Origin of the sequence: Streptosporangium sp. NPDC006007, assembly GCF_040614315.1 — a bacterium.
Classification (GTDB): Bacteria; Actinomycetota; Actinomycetes; order Streptosporangiales; family Streptosporangiaceae; genus Streptosporangium.
Window position 1 is genome coordinate 20,144 of sequence record NZ_JBEXUG010000037.1, and the last position, 17,822, is coordinate 37,965.

Consider the following 17,822-nt stretch of genomic DNA (forward strand, 5'->3'; position numbering starts at 1 on the left):
CCGGCAGCATTCAGGGAAACCTGCTGTGACATCGCCCCCACATGGGCCCCACCGAATGACATGACCCTTACATCAACCACGTAACCGAGCCCCGAAGCGCACGAACGAGAACAAATTAGACGGCAGCGGACATCCCATTATGAGGAAAGCCGTCGACGGCGCCTAAAATGACCCTGGCGCACGTTTCATGAAAAATCTCACGAGCGCCGAAAACGACACCATTAGCCGCTCCAAAGGTAGCCACGAATCGGGACGTGAAAGCAGCAACCGGCATACTCGGCATATATGGCTCGCCGCGTTCCCGAATGTCCCGGACCGCACCGTCGGCGCCCGCTACGTACCTGCGGCGAACCACCCTCGCCGGCCGACGTGGCCCCACACTCTCCGGAATAGTCCTACGCCCCTGCCACCACCCCGGCTACAATCCCCACACCCGCGGGGATGACCACCATCCGGAGTGTCGGCCCCGCCCCCACAAGGTCAACACGGAGTTCACGATGAGGCATCCACCGGCTAGGCTTCCGGCGAACGCCCTGCCCTCGCACCGTTGAAGCCGCAGGTGAACAAGGTCGGCCCCGCGCCTGCGGGGGTGATCCGACCGCGCCGGCATGGCTGGTGCGGTATCCGTAGCCGGTCCCGTGCCCGCGGGGATGATCTGTAGCGGGCCATCGGCTCGCCGGCCCCGCCTCCGCGGGGATGAACCTGATCGCCACTGTCGCCTCGGCCACCGCCTGAGGTCGGCCCCGCCTCCGCGGGGATGTTCCGCGACGAACGGCGAACACGGCGAGCGGAGGCGTCACCGGTACCGGCCCCTGTCCACGGGGAGGTTCCGGGGCGGTGACGCACCGCCGGGCGGGGATGGTCCTGCCGCGGCACTCGCGTCCGGACCCGCTCGCCCTCTCGGCGGTCGGTCCGGCCGCCGGTTGCCCCGCCGGTGTCCTGGCCCGCATCGCCGCCACGACCGCCCGGGTGTCAGAGCTGTCGACCCGCCTGGAGATGCCTCCGGATCGGGGCGTAGTGGGCCGCGACGGCCTCCGAGAATCGGGTGATGTCACGCGAGGCCGCGGCGTCGACGATGGCGTGATGCGCCTCGACGGTCTCCCGCACCGACTCGGGGGTGGCGTGCATCGTGGGCGCCACGATGGCGTGGACGTCCCAGAACGCGGCGGTGAGCTGAGTGATCAGCTCGTTGCCGAGCGGCTCCATGAGCAGCAGGTGGAACTCGCGGTCCTGCTGGATGAACGCCTCACCCCTGGCCGCGCGCTCGCCCATCTGATTGGCGAGCTCGGCCAGGTCGGAGCGGAGGGTGTCGTCGAACGCGGCGACTATGGAGACCGCGAGCCCCTGCTCTATGGTCTGGCGGACCTCGACCAGCTCGGAGAGGACCCTGAAGTCGTCGGCGCGGCTGAGCAGGCCCCGGAAGGCGAGGCTTTCGACGAGCGCGGCGAGAGAGAGCCGCCCGACATACGTGCCGTGACCGTGACGCACCTCGACGATGTCGAGCGCCGTGAGAGTCTTGATCGCCTCGCGGACGCTGGAACGGCTGGCACCGATGGCGGCGCACAGCTCCGCCTCTGTCGGCAGGGCGTCACCCGGCCCCAGACGATTCTGCAGAATGTACTGCTTGATGCGCTCGGCGACCTCGTGCTGGCGCGGCATCGCACCTCGTGACCCTCGCGAGATGGAATCGATCTCGACCAACATCTTGCCCTCTCGTCCTATGTCCGTCTACATTCCAACCTTACCGGCATCGGACATCAGACGTCATACAAGGCTCGAACCGTGTGAAGCCCGAACCTCTTAACAGGCTCCAGACCCACGATCAGTGAGGAGTGGACGACGTGAACCAACCCACCGGCACGTCCCTGGACCGCCGCGGATTCCTACAGGTCGTGGGGACCTTCGGTGTCGCCGCCGCTTTCACGGGCTCACTGGCCGCCTGCTCGGGGCCGGCATCGACCGGCAACGAGACACAGACGGCCGCCGCGGACACGATCGAGGCGGGCATATCCTACGCCCTGTCGACCGGCTTCGACCCCATGACGTCCTCCGGCGCGACCCCGGTCGCCGCCAACCTGCACGTCTTCGAGGCGCTGTTCGACCTCGACCCGGCCACCAGAAAGCCGTACGCCGCGCTGGCGGCGGGCGAGCCGGAGAAGGCCGGCGACACCACCTACAAGATCGCACTGCGTCAGGGGGCGACCTTCCACGACGGCTCTCCGGTGACGGCCGCCGACGTGGCCTTCAGTTTCCAGCGCGTGATGGACCCGGCGAACGCCTCGCTCATGGTGCAGTTCATCCCGTTCATCGAGAGCGTCACCGCGGCCGCCGACGGCACGGTGGAGATCAAGCTCAAGTACGCCTTCCCCCTCCTCAAGGAGCGGCTCGCGGTCGTCAAGATCGTGCCCAAGGCGGTCGTCGGGAAGGACAAGACCGGCTTCGACGCTCACCCGGTCGGATCGGGTCCGTACCGGCTGGTCGAGGCGACCAAGGAAGACAAGATCGTCTTTGCCAGGTGGGACACCTACAACGGCCCTCGTCCCGCCAAGGTCAAGAGCATGGTCTGGCGGCTGCTGTCCGACCCCTCCGCCCGCGTCACCGCGCTGGAGTCCGGCCGGGTCGCGGCCATCGAGGACGTTCCCTACATCGACGCCGCCCGGGTGGCCCAGCGGAACAGGCTGGAGGCCGTGCAGTCCTTCGGCCTGCTCTTCCTGATGTTCAACTGCGCCAAGCGGCCCTTCGGCGACAGGCGGGTGCGCCAGGCGCTGCACCTCGCCATCGACACCGACAAGGTGATCAAGACGGCGATGCTCGGTAACGCCGTCGCGGCCACCGGCTATGTGCAGCAGACCCACCCGGCCTACGTCAAGGCGTCGACCGTCTACGGATACGACCCCGGCAAGGCGAAGGCGCTGCTGGAGGCTGCGGGGGTCTCCGGTCTGAACGTCACCATGGTGACCACGGACACCGGCTGGGTGAAGGACGCCGTCCCGGTCATCAAGGAGGGCTGGGACGCCGTCGGTGTGACCACCACCCTCGACATCGGCCAGTCCGGCGGGCAGTACACCAACAAGGTCGACCCCGGCGAGTTTCAGGTCCTGGTCGCGCCCGGCGACCCCTCGGTCTTCGGCAACGACATGGACCTGCTGCTGCGCTGGTTCTACGACGGCCTGTGGCCGCAGAAGCGGTTCCGCTGGGACGGCACCAAGGAGGCCGGGAAGGTGCTTGAGCTGCTCGACAAGGCGGCCAGAAGTGACGACGCGGCCGAACAGCGGAGGTTGTGGGCCGAGGCGGTCGACATCATCGCCGAGGAGGCGCCGCTCTATCCGATCCTGCACCGCAAGCTGCCCACGGCCTGGAACGAGAAGAAGATCACCGGCTTCCGGCCCATCCCCACCACGGGCCTGTCGTTCCTCGACGTCGATCTCGCCTGACCCGCGGACGGCGGCCCGGCCCACCGGCGACGAGAAGGAGACCATGTCCGCGTTTCTGCGACTGGCCGCCAGGCGGCTGGTGACCCTGCCGCTCATGCTGGTCGGGGTCACCATGCTGGTCTTCGTCGTCCTGCGGTTCTCGCCCAACGACCCGGCGTACAACGCCCTCGGGGACAGCGCGAGCCCGGAGGCGAGGGCGGCCTACGCGGCGGCCCACGGGCTGGACGACCCGCTGCCGCTGCGCTACGCGCGTTTCCTCGGGCAGCTGGTCCAGGGCGACCTGGGCTACACGGCCCCGCCCGCCGCGCCGGTGGTCGACCGCATCACCACCGCCTTCCCGCTGACCATGCAGCTCACCCTGCTGAGTCTCGTCCTCGCCGTGACCCTGGCCCTGATCCTCGGCGTCGTGGGGGCCCTGTACCGCGATCGCTGGCCGGACCAGCTCACCCGCGTGGTGTCCGTCGCGGGGGTGGCGATCCCTTCGTTCTGGCTGGGCATCCTGCTCATCCAGCAGTTCGCGCTCGGCGTGGAGCTCTTTCCGACCGGCGGCTACGTCAACCCCGCCGACTCCCCCACCGGGTGGCTCCGGTCGCTCACGCTCCCGGCGATCGCGGTCGCCGTGCCGGTGGCGGCCTCCCTGACACGGCTGGTGCGGACCTCGATGGTGGAGGAGCTGGACCGCGACTACGTCCGCACCGCCACGGGCAACGGCCTGCCCCGGTGGATCGTGATCCGCGGCGCGCTGCGCAACGCGCTCATCACCCCGCTGACCGTGCTCGGCCTGCGGGTGGGGTATCTGCTGAGCGGCGCCGTGGTCATCGAGACGATCTTCGATCTGCCCGGCATGGGCAAACTCATCCTCGACGGCGTCACCAACGGCGACGTCGCCCTGGTCCAGGGGTCGGTATTGACGATCGCGCTGTCGTTCCTCGTGGTGAACCTCGTCGTCGACCTGCTCTATCTCGTCGTCAACCCGCGGATCCGGGTGATGTGACCATGTTGCGGCCACGGCTCGTCTCCCGCCTGTCGCACCCGGGCCTCCGGCTGTCCGGGCTGTCCGGGCTGTCCCCGGTCGCGCGCGTCTCCCTCGCCGTCCTCACCGCGATCGGGCTGCTCGCCGTACTGGCTCCGCTGGTCGGAGGCGACCCGCTGGCGACCGGCGTCCCCGCCACCCCTCCGGACGCCGCGCACTGGTTCGGCACCGACCGCGCCGGCCGCGACGTGTTCGCCAGAGTGGTGTACGGCGCGCGGTCCTCACTGCTCATCGGTCTCGGGGCCACCGGCGTCGCGGTGCTGGCCGGAGCGGTGCTCGGCGGCCTCGCGGCCACCTCGCGCAGGGCCGTCGGCGAGGCCGTCATGCGCGTCCTCGACGTGGTCATGTCCTTCCCCGGCATCGCGCTCGCCGCCGTGCTGGTGGCCGTCTTCGGCCGCAACCTGCCGATGCTGGTCGGCACCATCGCCTTCCTGTATCTGCCGCAGCTCACCCGCGTCGTGCGGGCCAACGTGCTGGCGCAGTACGGCGAGGACTACGTCGCCGCCGAGAAAGTGATCGGCGCGTCCCGCCGCCACATCCTGGTCAGGCACGTCGCGATCAACTGCGCCGCGCCGATCCTGGTCTTCGCCACCGTGCTGGTGGCCGACGCCGTCGTCTTCGAGGCCAGCCTGTCGTTCATCGGCGCGGGCATCCAGGACCCGGCGCCCAGCTGGGGCAACGTCCTGGCGTACGGCCGGCAGATCGTCCTGGCCGGCGGCTGGTGGGCCACGTTCTTCCCCGGCCTGGCGATCCTGGTCACGGTGCTGGCGCTCAATCTGCTGGCCGAGGGGCTGACGGACGCCTGGTCCGCCCCGCGCACGGCCGGCCTCCGGACTCCGGAGGCCACAGGGGCCCTACCGGCCTCGGCCGAAGCGGTGAACGGCGGCGCGGTGAAGGACGGCGCGGCGAACGGCCCGGCGCGCGACACGGATGACGGGGTCGACGCCGCGCTCGCCAGGCTCGCCGTCGTCGCGGCCGAACGCCCGCCCAGGGTCGCACCGCTGTCGCCCTCGGCACGCCCGCTGCTGGTGGTGGAGGACCTCACGATCGGCTTCCCCCAGCGCTACGGCGACGTCCCCGTCGTGCAGTCGCTCTCCTTCGACGTACGGGCGGGCGAGACCCTGGGCCTGGTCGGGGAGTCGGGGTGCGGCAAGAGCCTGACCAGCCTGGCCGTCATGGGGCTGCTGCCCCGTGGCGCGCGGGTCGGCGGCCGGATCGTCTACGACGGGCGGGACATTCTTCCCCTGTCGCCCCGGCGGCGGCGGGCGATCTCCGGCCCGGAGATCGCCATGGTCTACCAGGACGCCATGTCGTCGCTGAACCCCTCGGTCCTCGTCGGCGGCCAGCTGCGGCAGCTGACCAGGCGGGGTGGCACCCGTACCCCGCGGGAGCTGCTGGAGCTGGTGGGCCTGGATCCCCGGCGGACCTCGCGCAGCTACCCGCACGAGCTGTCCGGCGGCCAGCGCCAGCGGGTGCTGATCGCGATGGCGCTCTCACGCGACCCGCGGCTGCTGGTCGCCGACGAACCCACGACGGCGCTCGACGTGACCGTGCAGGCCCAGGTGGTCGAGGTGCTCGGCCGGCTCCGCGACGAGCTCGGCTTCGCCATGATTCTCGTCTCGCACGACCTCGGCCTGGTCGGCGAGCTCGTTCACCGCGTCGCGGTGATGTACGCGGGCCGGCTCGTGGAGGTCGGCACGACCCCCCGGCTGCTGTCCGGCGCGCGTCACCACTACGCGCGCGGCCTGCTGGGCTCGGTGCTCTCCCTGGAGGCCGGCTCGGAACGGCTGCACCAGATACCCGGCGTGGTACCCGCCCCACGGGACTTCGGGCCAGGCTGCCGTTTCGCCGATCGGTGCGCGGCCGCCACCGAGGTGTGCCGTACGTCACGGCCTGAGCTCTCCGGCGACGCGCACCGGCACGCCCATGCCTGTTTTCACCCAGGTGTCATTCACGAAGGGTGACATATATGAACGAACCGGTTATAAGCCTCGAAAAAGTTCACGTTGTACACACCGTACGCGGCGCCGGAGTGATGCGCCGGGACAGGGTCTACGCCCTCACCGACGTCACGGCGTCCGTCGGCCGGGGTGAGATCCTCGGCGTCGTCGGCGAGTCGGGCTGCGGCAAGTCCACGCTGGCCAAGGTGATGGTCGGCCTCCAGCCACCCACCTCGGGAACGGCGCGCTTCTACGGCGACGACCTGTGGTCCATGAGGCCGAGGACACGGCGGGAGAGCTTCGGCACCTCCGTCGGCGTGGTGTTCCAGGACGCCTCCACCGCGCTCAACCCGCGCCTTCCGGTCCGGCGGATCCTGCGTGACCCACTCGACGTCCACCTGCGCGGGACCGTACGGCAGCGCGAGGCCCGGGTACGCGACCTGCTGGACCTGGTCGGGCTACCGGGCCACATCGCCGACTCGCTGCCCGGCCGGCTCTCCGGCGGCCAGCGCCAGCGGGTCGCCGTGGCCAGGGCCCTGGCGCTCGAACCCGACGTCGTCGTCGCCGACGAGCCCACCAGCGCCCTGGACGTCTCGGTCCGCGCGCAGGTGCTCAACCTGCTGGTCGACCTGCGCGCGAACCTGGGCCTGGGCCTCGTCTTCATCTCCCACGACATCCAGACCGTCCGCTACCTGGCCGACCGGATCGCGGTCATGTACCTCGGCCGCGTGATCGAGGAGGGCTCGGCCGCCGACGTGACGTCGCGGGCCCGCCACCCCTACACGCACGCGCTCTTCTCGGCCACCCCGAGCCTGCTCGACGACGCCGGGCGGATCGTGCTGACCGGCCCGGTCCCGTCGGCGACGCGTCCGCCGTCGGGCTGCCCGTTCCGCACCCGCTGCTGGAAGGCCACCGACGAGTGCGCGGGACGGTTCCCGGCGAGCACGTCGGCAGGCCGGGACAGCCGGCACTCCTGGCACTGTGTTCATCCCGAATCCCCGGTAAGGAGCATTCCGTGAGTTCCCGTGAGCCCCGCTTCAGCGGCGTCGTCCCTCCGCTCGTCACCCCCCTGACACCGGATGGAGAGGTCGACGTGCCGTCGCTGGAACGGCTGGTGGAGTTCCTGATCGAGGCGGGTGTCAGCGGCCTGTTCGCGCTCGGCAGCTCCGGGGAGGCCGCCTTCCTCACCGACACCCGCCGCGACAAGTCGCTGGAGACCGTGGTGCGGGCCGCCGCGGGCCGGGTCCCCGTACTGGCCGGATGCATCGAGACGACGACCGCCCGGGTGATCGAGCGCGCCGAGATCGCCGCCAAGCTCGGCGCGGACGCGACCGTGGTGACCGCGCCGTTCTACGCCCGCGTCCACCCCGTGGAGGTCGACCGTCACTTCCGGGCCGTCAAGGCCGCGGTCGGCCTGCCGATGCTCGCCTACGACGTGCCGGTGTCGGTGCACACCAAGCTCGCCGCCGACCGGATACTGTCGCTGGCCGCCGACGGCGTCGTCGACGGGCTCAAGGACTCCAGCGGCGACGACGCCGGCTTCCGCCAGGTGGTGCTCGGCGCGGCGGGACTGCCGGGATTCTCCGCGCTGACCGGGCACGAGGTCGTGGTCGACGCGATGATGCTCGCCGGCGCCGACGGCGCGGTGCCCGGACTCGGCAACGTCGACCCGCACGGCTACGTGCGCCTGCTCCGGGCCTGCGCCGAGGGGCGCTGGACCGACGCCAGAGCCGAGCAGGACCGCCTGACCCGGCTGTTTCGCATCGTGGAGGCGGCCTCCCCGGCCACCGCGGGCGGCAGCACGAGAGGCGTCGGCGCGTTCAAGACGGCGCTCGCCCTGCGCGGCGTCATCGCCGGCGCGACCGTCTCCCCGCCCATGCGTGAGCTGACCGCCGCCGAGACCGGTGAGGTGGCCGCCCGTCTGGAGGAGGCCGGGCTACGATGACCCTCGTCGTCGGCGTGGACATCGGCGGCACCAAGACCTCCGCCGGGCTGGTCGACTCCTCGGGCGCCCTGCTGGCCGTACGGACTCTGCCGACCCCCGCGACCCGGGGCCGGGACGCGGTGCTCGGCACCGCCGCCGGGCTGGTCCGCGAGCTCGCCGGTGACTCCGGGAAGGTCACGGCGGTGGGTGTCGGCAGCGCCGGGGTGGTGGACCCGCGGAGCGGCGTGATCGTATCGGCTACCGGCGCCCTCGCCGGATGGGCGGGGACCGACCTGCGCGGGGAGCTGTGCCGCAGGGTCGGCCTGCCGGTCGCCGTGGACAACGACGTGCACGCGCACGCGCGGGGCGAGCGGTGGCGCGGCGCCGCCGCCGGCCACGCCGACGTGCTGCTGGTGGTGGTCGGCACCGGGATCGGCGCCTCCCTCGTCCTCGACGGCCGCCTCCGGCACGGCGCGCACTCCACAGCCGGGCATGTCGGCCACGTCCCCGGCGGGGACGGCCGCCTCTGCCCGTGCGGCGCGCGTGGCCACGTCGAGGCCGTCGCGTCCGGCCCGGCCCTGCTCGCGGAGTACCGCCGCCGCACCGGCGCCGAGGTCACCCACCTGGCCGAGGTCGCCCGTCTCGCCGCGGACGGCGACCTCCTCGCCCTATCGGTCCTCGTCGAGGGGGCGACGGTGCTCGGATCGGCGATCGGAGGTCTGCTGAACGTCGTCGATCCGGAGATCGTCGTGGTCGGCGGCGGCGTCACCGGGTGCGGGGAGGCGTGGTGGCGGGCCCTGCGCGACGCGGTCCGCGCCGAAGTCCTGCCCACGCTGCGCGGCCTTCCCGTCGTCCCGTCAGCGCTCGGCGGCGACGCCGCGCTGCTCGGCGCCGCCCGGCTGGCCCTGGAGGCCACGTGGTGAACCGATCGGCCTCCGGACTCGCCGATGACAACCGGCCGGTCACCGGTTCTCCCGACGACGGTCGAGGCGCTCGGTGAATCCGATCCTCGCCGCGCTCCGCGGCCGTCTCGTGGTGTCCTGCCAGGCCTACCCTGGCGAGCCGATGCGTGACGCCGACACGATGTGCCGGGTGGCGCGGGCGGTCGCGGCCGGTGGGGCCGCGGGCATCCGCGCCCAGGGGCTCGCGGACCTGCGCCGGATCCGGGCCGCGCTTGACCTGCCGCTCATCGGCCTGTGGAAGGACGGCGACGGTGAGGTCCTCATCACCCCGACGCTCAGGCACGCGCTCGCCGTGGCCGAGACCGGCGCCGACATCGTGGCCGTCGACGCCACCGGCCGTCCCCGCCCCGACGGCCGTACGCTCGCCGAGACCGTCCGCGCGGTGCACGAGCGCACCGGGCGGCTGATCATGGCCGACGTGTCCACCTACGAGGAGGGACTCGCCGCGGCCGAGGCGGGGGCCGACGTCGTGGGAACGACCCTTGCCGGGTACACGCCGTACTCGCGTCAGGGGCCGGGCCCGGACCTTGATCTGGTCGCCCGGCTCGCCCGTGACCTGCCGGTCCCGGTGGTCGCGGAGGGCCGGATCCAGACCGGGGAGCAGGCCGCCGAGGCCATCCGGCGGGGGGCGCACGCGGTCGTGGTCGGCACCGCCATCACCCACCCGGCGAGCATCGCCCGCCGGTTCGCGTCGGCCGTTCAGCGGGCGGACCACCGAGGAGAAGGGGACGGCGTGTCATGTCCGGGCGCCGCCGGCCCGGACCTGGGGTAGCGCCCCGAGCAGGTCAGGTTCCCCCGGGTCCAGCCCGGCCTATGACCAGTTTCCGTGTCCTATATCCCGATATATCCGAGTTTGATGGCGTGACGGATCTCTTGACTGGGGGAAATGTGAAAGTTTATTGTCATGGCAGACATACGACGTCTGATGTCGTACCTCCGGTTATCCGCCCTGAGCGGCCCCCGGGCCGCTCACCCCCCTCGGCCGAAGGAGTGATCGACCATGACACCTTTATCGGAAAGACTCCTGCGCGGAACCGTGGCTCTCGCCCTGGCCCTCACCACCGTCCTCGGCCTGTCCGCTCCCCCGGCGTCGGCGGCCGTCCCCGATGTGTCCGCGACCGTCGGAGCGGACTGCTCGCTCGGCCGGTTGCACCTCGTGCTCGACAACGAGTCCACCGCCCCCCAGACCTTCACGGTGACCTGGCCGGGCCGCTCGGGCTCGCCGTGGACACGTGCCGTCGCCCCGGGAGACAGCGCCCTGCTGCAGTGGACCGTCCCGCCCGGCACGCCGTACACGCTGCGGACCACGACCCCCACCGGCTATGACGGCACCCAGAGCGGCCTGTTCCACTGCGGCGGCGGCATGTCGGCCCTCACGAGTCTCGACTGCACCGGCGGCCGGCTGCAACTGGTCCTGGAGAACCGCACCACCGCCGCCAAGACGTTCACCGTCACCTGGCCCGGCAGGTCCGGCTCGCCCTGGACGCAGACCGTCGCCGCGGGCGGCAACGCGCTGCGCTACTGGACCGTCCCGGCCGGCACGCCGTACAGCCTGCGCACCACCGCGAACGGCTTCGACCACACCCAGACGGGCGTCGCGCGCTGCGGGCTGGAGGCCGGCACCCCCCAGATGAACACGACCACCCTGCTGAACACCGGTACGGCCATCACCGGGCTCAACGGGCCGAACGGCCACTACACCGGTACCGCCGCCTCCGTGCGGATTCCCGGCATGGCGGTCACCAACGACGGCACGGTCATCGCCGTCGCCGACGCGCGGGTCGACGGCTCCTACGACCTGGGGGGCGGTACCAACAACATCCAGGTCGTTCTGATGCGGAGCACCGACGACGGCCTCACCTGGGAGCCGCCGCGCGTCATCCGGCACGCGGCCACGACCTCGGAGGGGGCCGGCGATCCGAGCGTGCTGATCGACCGCTCGACCGGGGCGGTCTACGTCTTCTACACCTACTCACCGCGCCCCGGCATCGGCTTCTGGGCGGCGGCGTCGGGCTCCAACGCCAAGGACGACCCGAACAGCCTGCACGTTCAGTACATCAAGAGCACCGACGACGGCGTCGGCTGGAGCGCGCCGGTCGAGCTCAACCCCTCGGTCAAGGACCCGGGCTGGCGGCAGCTCTTCGCCTCCTCCGGACACGGGATCCAGGCCAGCAGCGGCCGGCTCATCCAGCCGATCGTGTACCGCGACGCCGCGGGAACCTCCCGTGCGGCGAACATCTACAGCGACGACCACGGCGCCACCTGGCGGCGTGGATCCCCGGCGGCCGGGGACGTCAACGAGAGCAAGGCCGTCGAGCGGGGCAACGGCGACATCGCGCAGAACATGCGGCACAACAGCAGCCGCTCGCGTTTCCTGGCCACCTCCGCCGACGGCGGCCGGACGTTCGGCGCCTCCGCCGCGAGCCCGGTGCTCACCGATCCGCTCTGCAACGCGGACGAGTCGTCCTACCTGCTCCCCGGCCGGCAGGGCGCCAACGGCGCGCCGCCCCGGACCGGGACCGTCCTGTTCGGCAACAACGCCCACCCGACCGCCCGCAGCGACCTGACCGTCCGGCTGTCAGGCGACGACGGGGCGAGCTGGCCGACCCGGGCCCTGGTAAAGCCGGGGAGCGCGGGCTACTCGACGATGGCCGTCCTCGACGACGGGCAGGTCGCCACCCTTTACGAGGTCGGTGACACCGGGGGCATCGTCTTCGCCCGGTTCACCCTCCCCTGGATGAAGGCGGCCTGACCCCGTGATGGTGCGGGCCCCTCACGGTGCCCACCGCGAGGAGCCCGCACCGTGGAGACCCCCTGGAGACCCCCTGGAGACGCCGGGAAGACACCGGGAAGGCGCCGTGGAGACGCCGGGAAGACACCGGGAAGGCGCCGTGGAGACGCCGTAAAGACGCGCGGCGCAGGTGGACGGCGGGCAGGCGGCGGGTGAGTGGCTCCCCTCGCTGGAGGTGGCGCTGGCCTACGCCGAGGCGTGCGGCGGCGACCCCGGGGAGTGGCGGGTGCGCTGGCTCGACGCCTCGGCGGCCCTGGCCGGCGTCGAACCGGCGGAGCGGACCGGCGAGCCCTGCCCTTACCAGGGACTGACCGCTTTCCAGCCCGAACAGGCGAAGTGGTTCTTCGGCCGCTCGCACCTGATCGACCGGCTGACGGACAAGGTCGCGAGGCTGCCCGTGGTGGGCGTCTTCGGCGCGTCGGGAAGCGGGAAGTCGTCGCTGCTGCGCGCGGGCCTGCTCGGCGGCCTGCCGGAGGGGAGCCGCCGGTGGAGCGTGCTGATGACACCGTCCGCGCACCCCCTGGAGACGTTGTCCGGCCAGGTGGCGGTGGCCGACGAGAACGGGGAGGTCACCGTCTGGGATCTCGACCGCGACGAGCTCGTCCAGGTCTACCAGGATCGGGGGCGCGCCGGTCAACGACATCAAGGTCAGCCCGGACGGGCGGACCGTCGCCTCGGCGGGAGCCGACGGAACCGTGCGGCTCTGGGACGCCCAGGGCAGGCCGGTCGCCCTGCTCGCCGGGCATCCGGACGTGGTCCAGGCCGTCGCCTTCAGCCCGGACGGGCTCCTGCTGGCGGCGGTGACCCGCAACCACACCGTCACCGTCTGGGACGTCCGGAGCCGGAGGCACGCGACGGCGCCTCTCACCTACCGGGGGCAGGGCGCCTCCACCGATGTGACCTTCGACCCGGGCGGGCGTTTCCTCACGGCCGCGGGGCTGGGCACCTTCCTCTGGGACCTCGACGACCTCGCGGCGCCCGTCGCGCTCAAGGTGGAGCAACCGGGCCTCATCGCCACCGCGCAGGTCTTCAGCGGGGACGGCCGCCGCATCCTGTCGATCAGCCCGGCCGGCTTCCTCATCACGACGGAGGTCTCCACCGGCAGGCGGCTGGACGGGATGGCCACCGGCCAGGGCGGGGTCCAGGACATCGCTCTCAGCCCCGATGGGAGGCTGATCGCCACCGCGGGCGACAGCCGTACGATCAAGCTCTGGGACGTCGGTGCCCGGCGCCGCGTCGCGACCCTCACCGGGCACACCTCCCGCGTCCGGGGGCTCGCCTTCGCCGCCGACGGCACGCTCGTCTCCGGCGGCGCGGACAGCCGGATCATCCACTGGCCCCTCGACCCGCGCGCCGCGACGGCGCACACCTGCCGGACCGTCGGCCGCGACCTCACCCGGCAGGAGTGGGCGGCCTACCTGCCGTCCCTGCCGTACCGGTCGACGTGTGATCTCTGATCCAGCGGATGTGCCCACCGGCCGGCGGGCCGTACGGCGCGGGGTCCGACGCGACCCCGACAACACCCCTTACATCCTCTTGTGCGGCTCTATGTCTTCTTTGGGGGTTTGGTATACGTTTGTTCTGTCATCACATATTTTGGATGACGATGAGGAAAATTTTCATCGAGGCGGGGCCGGTGGCGTAATCGCCGCCCCGCCGGACGCCGGGAAATCCGCATCCGCCGCCCAGCCGGTGCGACGAACGATCACATGGAAGTCGATCCACCATGAGCAACCATGTTCACATCCGTCTCAGTCATGGTCTGGCCGTAACCGAAATGGGCGAGCTGGCCGAGCTGTCCCGTTGCCAGTGTGGTGCCACGTGGACCAAGACCTACCGTGTCGAGGACGGCGAGCCCGAACTCTGATCTCCGCACGGACGCGCGGACGCGCGGACGCGCGGACCGGCGGCGGCGACGACGGAACCGGGGCCGGACCATGTGGTCCGGCCCCGGCGGCCTTCTGTCTGACTGGTTACGGTGTGTCGGTTACTGAACCTTGACCGTGACTCCGCTGAAGGCCTGCTTCGCGTGCAGGGTGATGTAGGCGTACCCGGCGGCGGGGCTGTTGATGGTCAGGGTCTCGGCGTTCGTGGCACCCGTGGAACGCTGGGTGTAGGCCGAGGTCGTCGCCCAGGTGGAGTTGCTGTAGTAGAGGTCGGCGTTTCCGGTGCCGCCCGAGGAGGTGACGGTCAGCCTCTGGGTGCCCGCCGGAACGGCGAGGTAGAGGTAGTAGTAGTTGCCGGCGGTCGCCGACAGGTTGCTGCGCTGGCAGTTCTGACCGAGCTGACGGGCGTCGCCGCCGGTGCACTCGGGGGTGGTGGATCCGCCGCCGGTCGACACCGTGACCTGCTGCGTGGTCACGCCGGTCGCGCCGCCGTCGTCGGTGACGGTCAGCTTCACCGAGTAGGTGCCCTCGGCGCTGTAGGTGTGCGCGGGGTTGGCCGAGGTCGAGGTCGTGCCGTCACCGAAGTTCCACTGACGGGACGCGATCGTCCCGTCGGAGTCGCTGGAACCGTCGGTGAAGTTCACGGCGAGGCCGTTGGAGCTGAACGTGAAGCCCGCGGTCGGCGCCTGGTTGCCGCCGCCACCGCCGCCACCGCCGGTGCAGGAGCCCGCCGCGCACGCCGCCAGCCAGGTGTACCAGTCGCTGTCGTAGCGGCTGCCGACCGTGCTGGTCAGGAAGGAGCGGGCGGCGTTCCAGTTGCCGCTCCGGTAGTAGCCGAGGACCGTGGCGACGTCCGAGGGGTGCTTCTCGAACATGTACCGCACCGCCAGGTAGCCCCAGCGGTAGATGCGGGTGGTGTCGTGGGAGTAGGTGGTGTCCCACAGCGTGCTGAGCGCGTAGGTCCGCTTGGCCGCCTCGGTGACGGCCGCGTCGTAGTTGACCCCGCGGTAGGAGTAGGAGATGTACTCGGCGAAGCCCTCGATCCACCAGATGGTGGGGGTGGTGATTCCCGCGCCGAAGTCGCCGTACATGTCGAACCGGCCGTCGAGGTAGTGCGTGTACTCGTGGTTCAGGTTCCAGATCTCAAAGGTGGGCCGCACCCATTCGGCCTCGTAGGCGATGAACCTCGGCTGGTTGCCGGCCGCCGCCGGGTCGCCCTCCAGGTACATGCCACCGTTGTTGGTGTCGATGCCGAACATCGCACCGGCGTAAGTCTGGTAGTCGGTGCTTGAGTTGAAGACGCAGACCTCGATGGTCGTGTTGTTGTCGTTCGCGACCGCACGGCCTCCGTCGTTGACCTTGTTGTGGAAGTAGGCGTCCTGGCTGGTGAGGCTCCGGCAGCTGTCGGCCAGCTCGGTGGAGTTCATGTCCTGAGCGCGGATCTTGATGCTGGCGCTGCAGGTGTGGTTGACGGTCAGGACACTGGCCGCGAGGCGCTCCTGCAGGTTACAGGTGTCGTAATAGGTGCAGTTGGCCTTGTCGAAGGAGTCCGTCATCTCGGCCACGCCGACCCAGAGCGAGGCGGTGGGGCCGGTGATGCTGCTCCGCGTGAGCAGGTCCTTGACCTTCGGCCTGACCTCGGTCAGCAGCGTGGAGTGCTGAAGGAAGCGGGAGAGCTCACGGCCCGCGTTGGAGGCCAGGTAGCTGCGGTCGGTGCTGAGCAGGCTGATGTGATTGACCGCGAAGGAGTTGAGGGTGGTGAGAATGCTCGGGTCGCTCTGCACCTTGGTGACGAACGCCGGAACCTGGTGACCGCGGAAAAGCACCGTGTAAACGTTGTTGACCGCATTCAGCATCCACCATGACGCGTCATACGAGCTGTTGTAGTCGGTGAGCATCCGCTTGATCACGTGGAGGTATCGGTCGTTCTCCTCGGCGCTGTCGATAAGGGTGATCGCCTCGGCGAGAACCTCACCGTTGGCGTTACTCACCGTGAAGGCCTTGGGGTTTCCGAAGAACGAGTCGAGGCCGGACTGAATCGCCGTCTTCAGCGCGGGCCCGTAGGTGCCCACACTGGTGTCGTACCAGTGCACGTAGTAGCCCGCGCGCAGGTACAGCGTCAGCTGAGCGGTGCCCGCGCTGTTGTCTCCGGTGTAGCTCGCACCGTTGTCGCGCAGCGCGTAGGCGACCGCGGTCATCTGGGACTCGCGGAAGGCGCCGGAGGCGTCGGTGCCGGTCACGTTGAACAGGCTGTTGACACAGTCGGTCGTCGAGGCCTTGATCTGCTGGACCAGGGCGCTGCCGGAGCGGCTGGTGAAGTCGCTCGGACTACACACAGCGGCCTTGGCCGTGGTCTTGCCCGCGGCCTTGCCCTTTTTCATCATCGACGGCTTGGGGTGCTTCGTCGCGGCCTGGGGCTCGTCGTAGTCGTGGCGCAGCGCGTCCTTGGACGCGGACATCGGCGGCCGCTCCTTGGTCGCGAGCGGGGTCTTCTGAACGTGCTTCGACCCGTCCTCAACGGAACGCATCTTGACGGGCGGAGGCTTCGGAACTGCATTCGCCGGCGAAACCACCAGGGTCTGGAAGACAAGCCCCAGACCCATGGTGAGTGCGAGCAGGGCCGACGCGCGGCTTCCTAACTCGCGGCGAGACGGTGCGATTTTCACGTGCAACCTCCGGGGGGAATCCATGAACGGACATGAGGTTGGTTGGAGTAACCGAAACCAATCTGGATAAGGCCGGCGGCTCCGTCGGTAAGTCGGCGGGAGTCGCGCTGCCTCCGGGGGCTTCACACCCGGAGGATCGAGAAGGGACCCTTCTGCCCGAATTCTTACGGCGAGACTCGGTCCACGCTCATAAATTACTACATAATTCTTCGCTATGGATCGGGCATCTCTTTTTTGCAGCGGTCCACAAATAAAAAGAATTTACACCGGTCCACAAATAAAAAGAGGCGACCGCGGTGCGGTCGCCTCAGAATCGATATCAGAGCAGTACGTCCAAGGGCGGTGGCGGGCCGACGACGCCGTTCACCTCGGCGAACTCCTCGCAGTGGCGGACCACCCGCTCGACGACCTCGATCTCGTCGAAGCACGGATGCCGGACGACCTCCCGTCCCGGAAGACGGTAGGAGAGCGAGTCCTCACGGATCCATACGTGGACCCCGGGACGCGCGCAGATCACGGCCATCCCCCGGTCGGCCGAGAGCTGCGGCCGCAGCCCCCGGGCGCCCAGGAGCGCGTGGATCCGCTCCGCCGACTGCCGGGGGGACCTCGGCTCGGACGACACCGGAAGTGCCCGGCCGGAGCCGTCCGGGATCGGCAGGGTGAAGAACACCGCCTTGCCGGACGTCGGCCAGGCGCCGATCCGGCCGCGGGTCGGATGGACACCCCACCGTCCGCCGCACTCGGCGGTCAGCGCGTTCACGACCTCCAGCCCGCGCCCGTTCGGGGCGTCCCACGGTGGACGGAGCGCAGGGTGGTGAATCGGACCCCGCCAGGGGGCGGAGTCGAAGACTTTGATCACGATTTCCGGATGGGCCCGCCGGCTGAGGTAGGCCCAGATCTCGGGGCCGCCGACCAGCGGTCGCACCCGTACCGTCCGGTACGCGTGCACGAGCGCGTTCGTGACCAGTTCAGACGTGATCACCGTCGCGTCGTAGGTCAGGTCGGACGGTATGCCGAACTCGCCGCACACGGCTCGCACGGCCGACCTCGCGACCTCTACACCCTTCCCGTCCAGCGGTAACGGCCAGGCCGGGAAGCCGCCACCGGCCAGGAGAGGCAGGTACCCATCGACTATCTGAGTTGTTTGAGGCATGGTTGTCACCTTCGACCAGGCTCGGAGGAGAGC

The 17,822-nt window shown here is 70.4% G+C and carries 13 protein-coding genes and 1 pseudogene; 11 read left to right on the forward strand and 3 right to left on the reverse strand.

The features are described 5' to 3' along the window. Positions 1-972: 972 nt before the first annotated feature. Complete coding sequence (locus ABZ194_RS23980) at positions 973-1,659, reverse strand: GntR family transcriptional regulator (RefSeq protein ID WP_355599246.1); 687 nt, start codon at positions 1,657-1,659, stop codon at positions 973-975. 182 nt (positions 1,660-1,841) lie between these two features. Here ABZ194_RS23980 and ABZ194_RS23985 point away from each other — a divergent pair, with 182 nt between their 5' ends. The 11 genes and pseudogenes from ABZ194_RS23985 (at position 1,842) to ABZ194_RS24035 (ending at position 13,951) form a co-directional block, all read left to right on the forward strand. After that, the gene (locus tag ABZ194_RS23985; protein WP_355599247.1) at positions 1,842-3,434 is read left to right on the forward strand and encodes an ABC transporter substrate-binding protein; all 1,593 of its coding nucleotides are present in this window, start codon (positions 1,842-1,844) and stop codon (positions 3,432-3,434) included. 43 nt (positions 3,435-3,477) lie between these two features. After that, complete coding sequence (locus tag ABZ194_RS23990; RefSeq protein WP_355599248.1) at positions 3,478-4,428, forward strand: ABC transporter permease; 951 nt, start codon at positions 3,478-3,480, stop codon at positions 4,426-4,428. A 2-nt stretch (positions 4,429-4,430) separates the two neighbouring features. Beyond that, entirely contained in the window at positions 4,431-6,431 is a 2,001-nt protein-coding gene (locus ABZ194_RS23995; RefSeq protein WP_355599249.1) for a dipeptide/oligopeptide/nickel ABC transporter permease/ATP-binding protein, read from the forward strand. Between the two features lie 5 nt (positions 6,432-6,436). Beyond that, entirely contained in the window at positions 6,437-7,426 is a 990-nt protein-coding gene (locus ABZ194_RS24000) for an ABC transporter ATP-binding protein (protein ID WP_355599250.1), read from the forward strand. After that, positions 7,423-8,352, forward strand: a complete 930-nt coding sequence (locus ABZ194_RS24005) for a dihydrodipicolinate synthase family protein (RefSeq protein WP_355599251.1) — start codon at positions 7,423-7,425, stop codon at positions 8,350-8,352. Before ABZ194_RS24000 ends, ABZ194_RS24005 begins: the two co-directional genes overlap by 4 nt. Beyond that, positions 8,349-9,254 (forward strand): ROK family protein, encoded by a 906-nt coding sequence (locus tag ABZ194_RS24010; RefSeq protein ID WP_355599252.1) that lies wholly within the window; start codon positions 8,349-8,351, stop codon positions 9,252-9,254. Before ABZ194_RS24005 ends, ABZ194_RS24010 begins: the two co-directional genes overlap by 4 nt. A gap of 73 nt (positions 9,255-9,327) precedes the next feature. Continuing rightward, entirely contained in the window at positions 9,328-10,065 is a 738-nt protein-coding gene (locus tag ABZ194_RS24015) for an N-acetylmannosamine-6-phosphate 2-epimerase (protein WP_355599253.1), read from the forward strand. Between the two features lie 228 nt (positions 10,066-10,293). Beyond that, positions 10,294-12,045, forward strand: a complete 1,752-nt coding sequence (locus ABZ194_RS24020; protein ID WP_355599254.1) for an exo-alpha-sialidase — start codon at positions 10,294-10,296, stop codon at positions 12,043-12,045. A 265-nt stretch (positions 12,046-12,310) separates the two neighbouring features. Beyond that, positions 12,311-12,607 (forward strand): annotated as a pseudogene (locus ABZ194_RS24025) (hypothetical protein); the annotation flags it as partial. 94 nt (positions 12,608-12,701) lie between these two features. Next, positions 12,702-13,541 (forward strand): hypothetical protein, encoded by an 840-nt coding sequence (locus ABZ194_RS24030; RefSeq protein ID WP_355599277.1) that lies wholly within the window; start codon positions 12,702-12,704, stop codon positions 13,539-13,541. Positions 13,542-13,810: 269 nt separating this feature from the next. Continuing rightward, positions 13,811-13,951 (forward strand): hypothetical protein, encoded by a 141-nt coding sequence (locus tag ABZ194_RS24035; RefSeq protein WP_355599255.1) that lies wholly within the window; start codon positions 13,811-13,813, stop codon positions 13,949-13,951. Between the two features lie 120 nt (positions 13,952-14,071). Here the strand turns inward: ABZ194_RS24035 and ABZ194_RS24040 are convergent, their stop codons facing one another. Both ABZ194_RS24040 and ABZ194_RS24045 read right to left on the reverse strand, forming a co-directional pair. Next, positions 14,072-16,498: a collagenase gene (locus ABZ194_RS24040; RefSeq protein ID WP_355599256.1), complete on the reverse strand. Its 2,427-nt coding sequence runs from the start codon at positions 16,496-16,498 to the stop codon at positions 14,072-14,074. Positions 16,499-16,955: 457 nt separating this feature from the next. After that, the gene (locus tag ABZ194_RS24045; RefSeq protein ID WP_355599257.1) at positions 16,956-17,789 is read right to left on the reverse strand and encodes an ATP-binding protein; all 834 of its coding nucleotides are present in this window, start codon (positions 17,787-17,789) and stop codon (positions 16,956-16,958) included. Positions 17,790-17,822 lie beyond the last annotated feature (33 nt).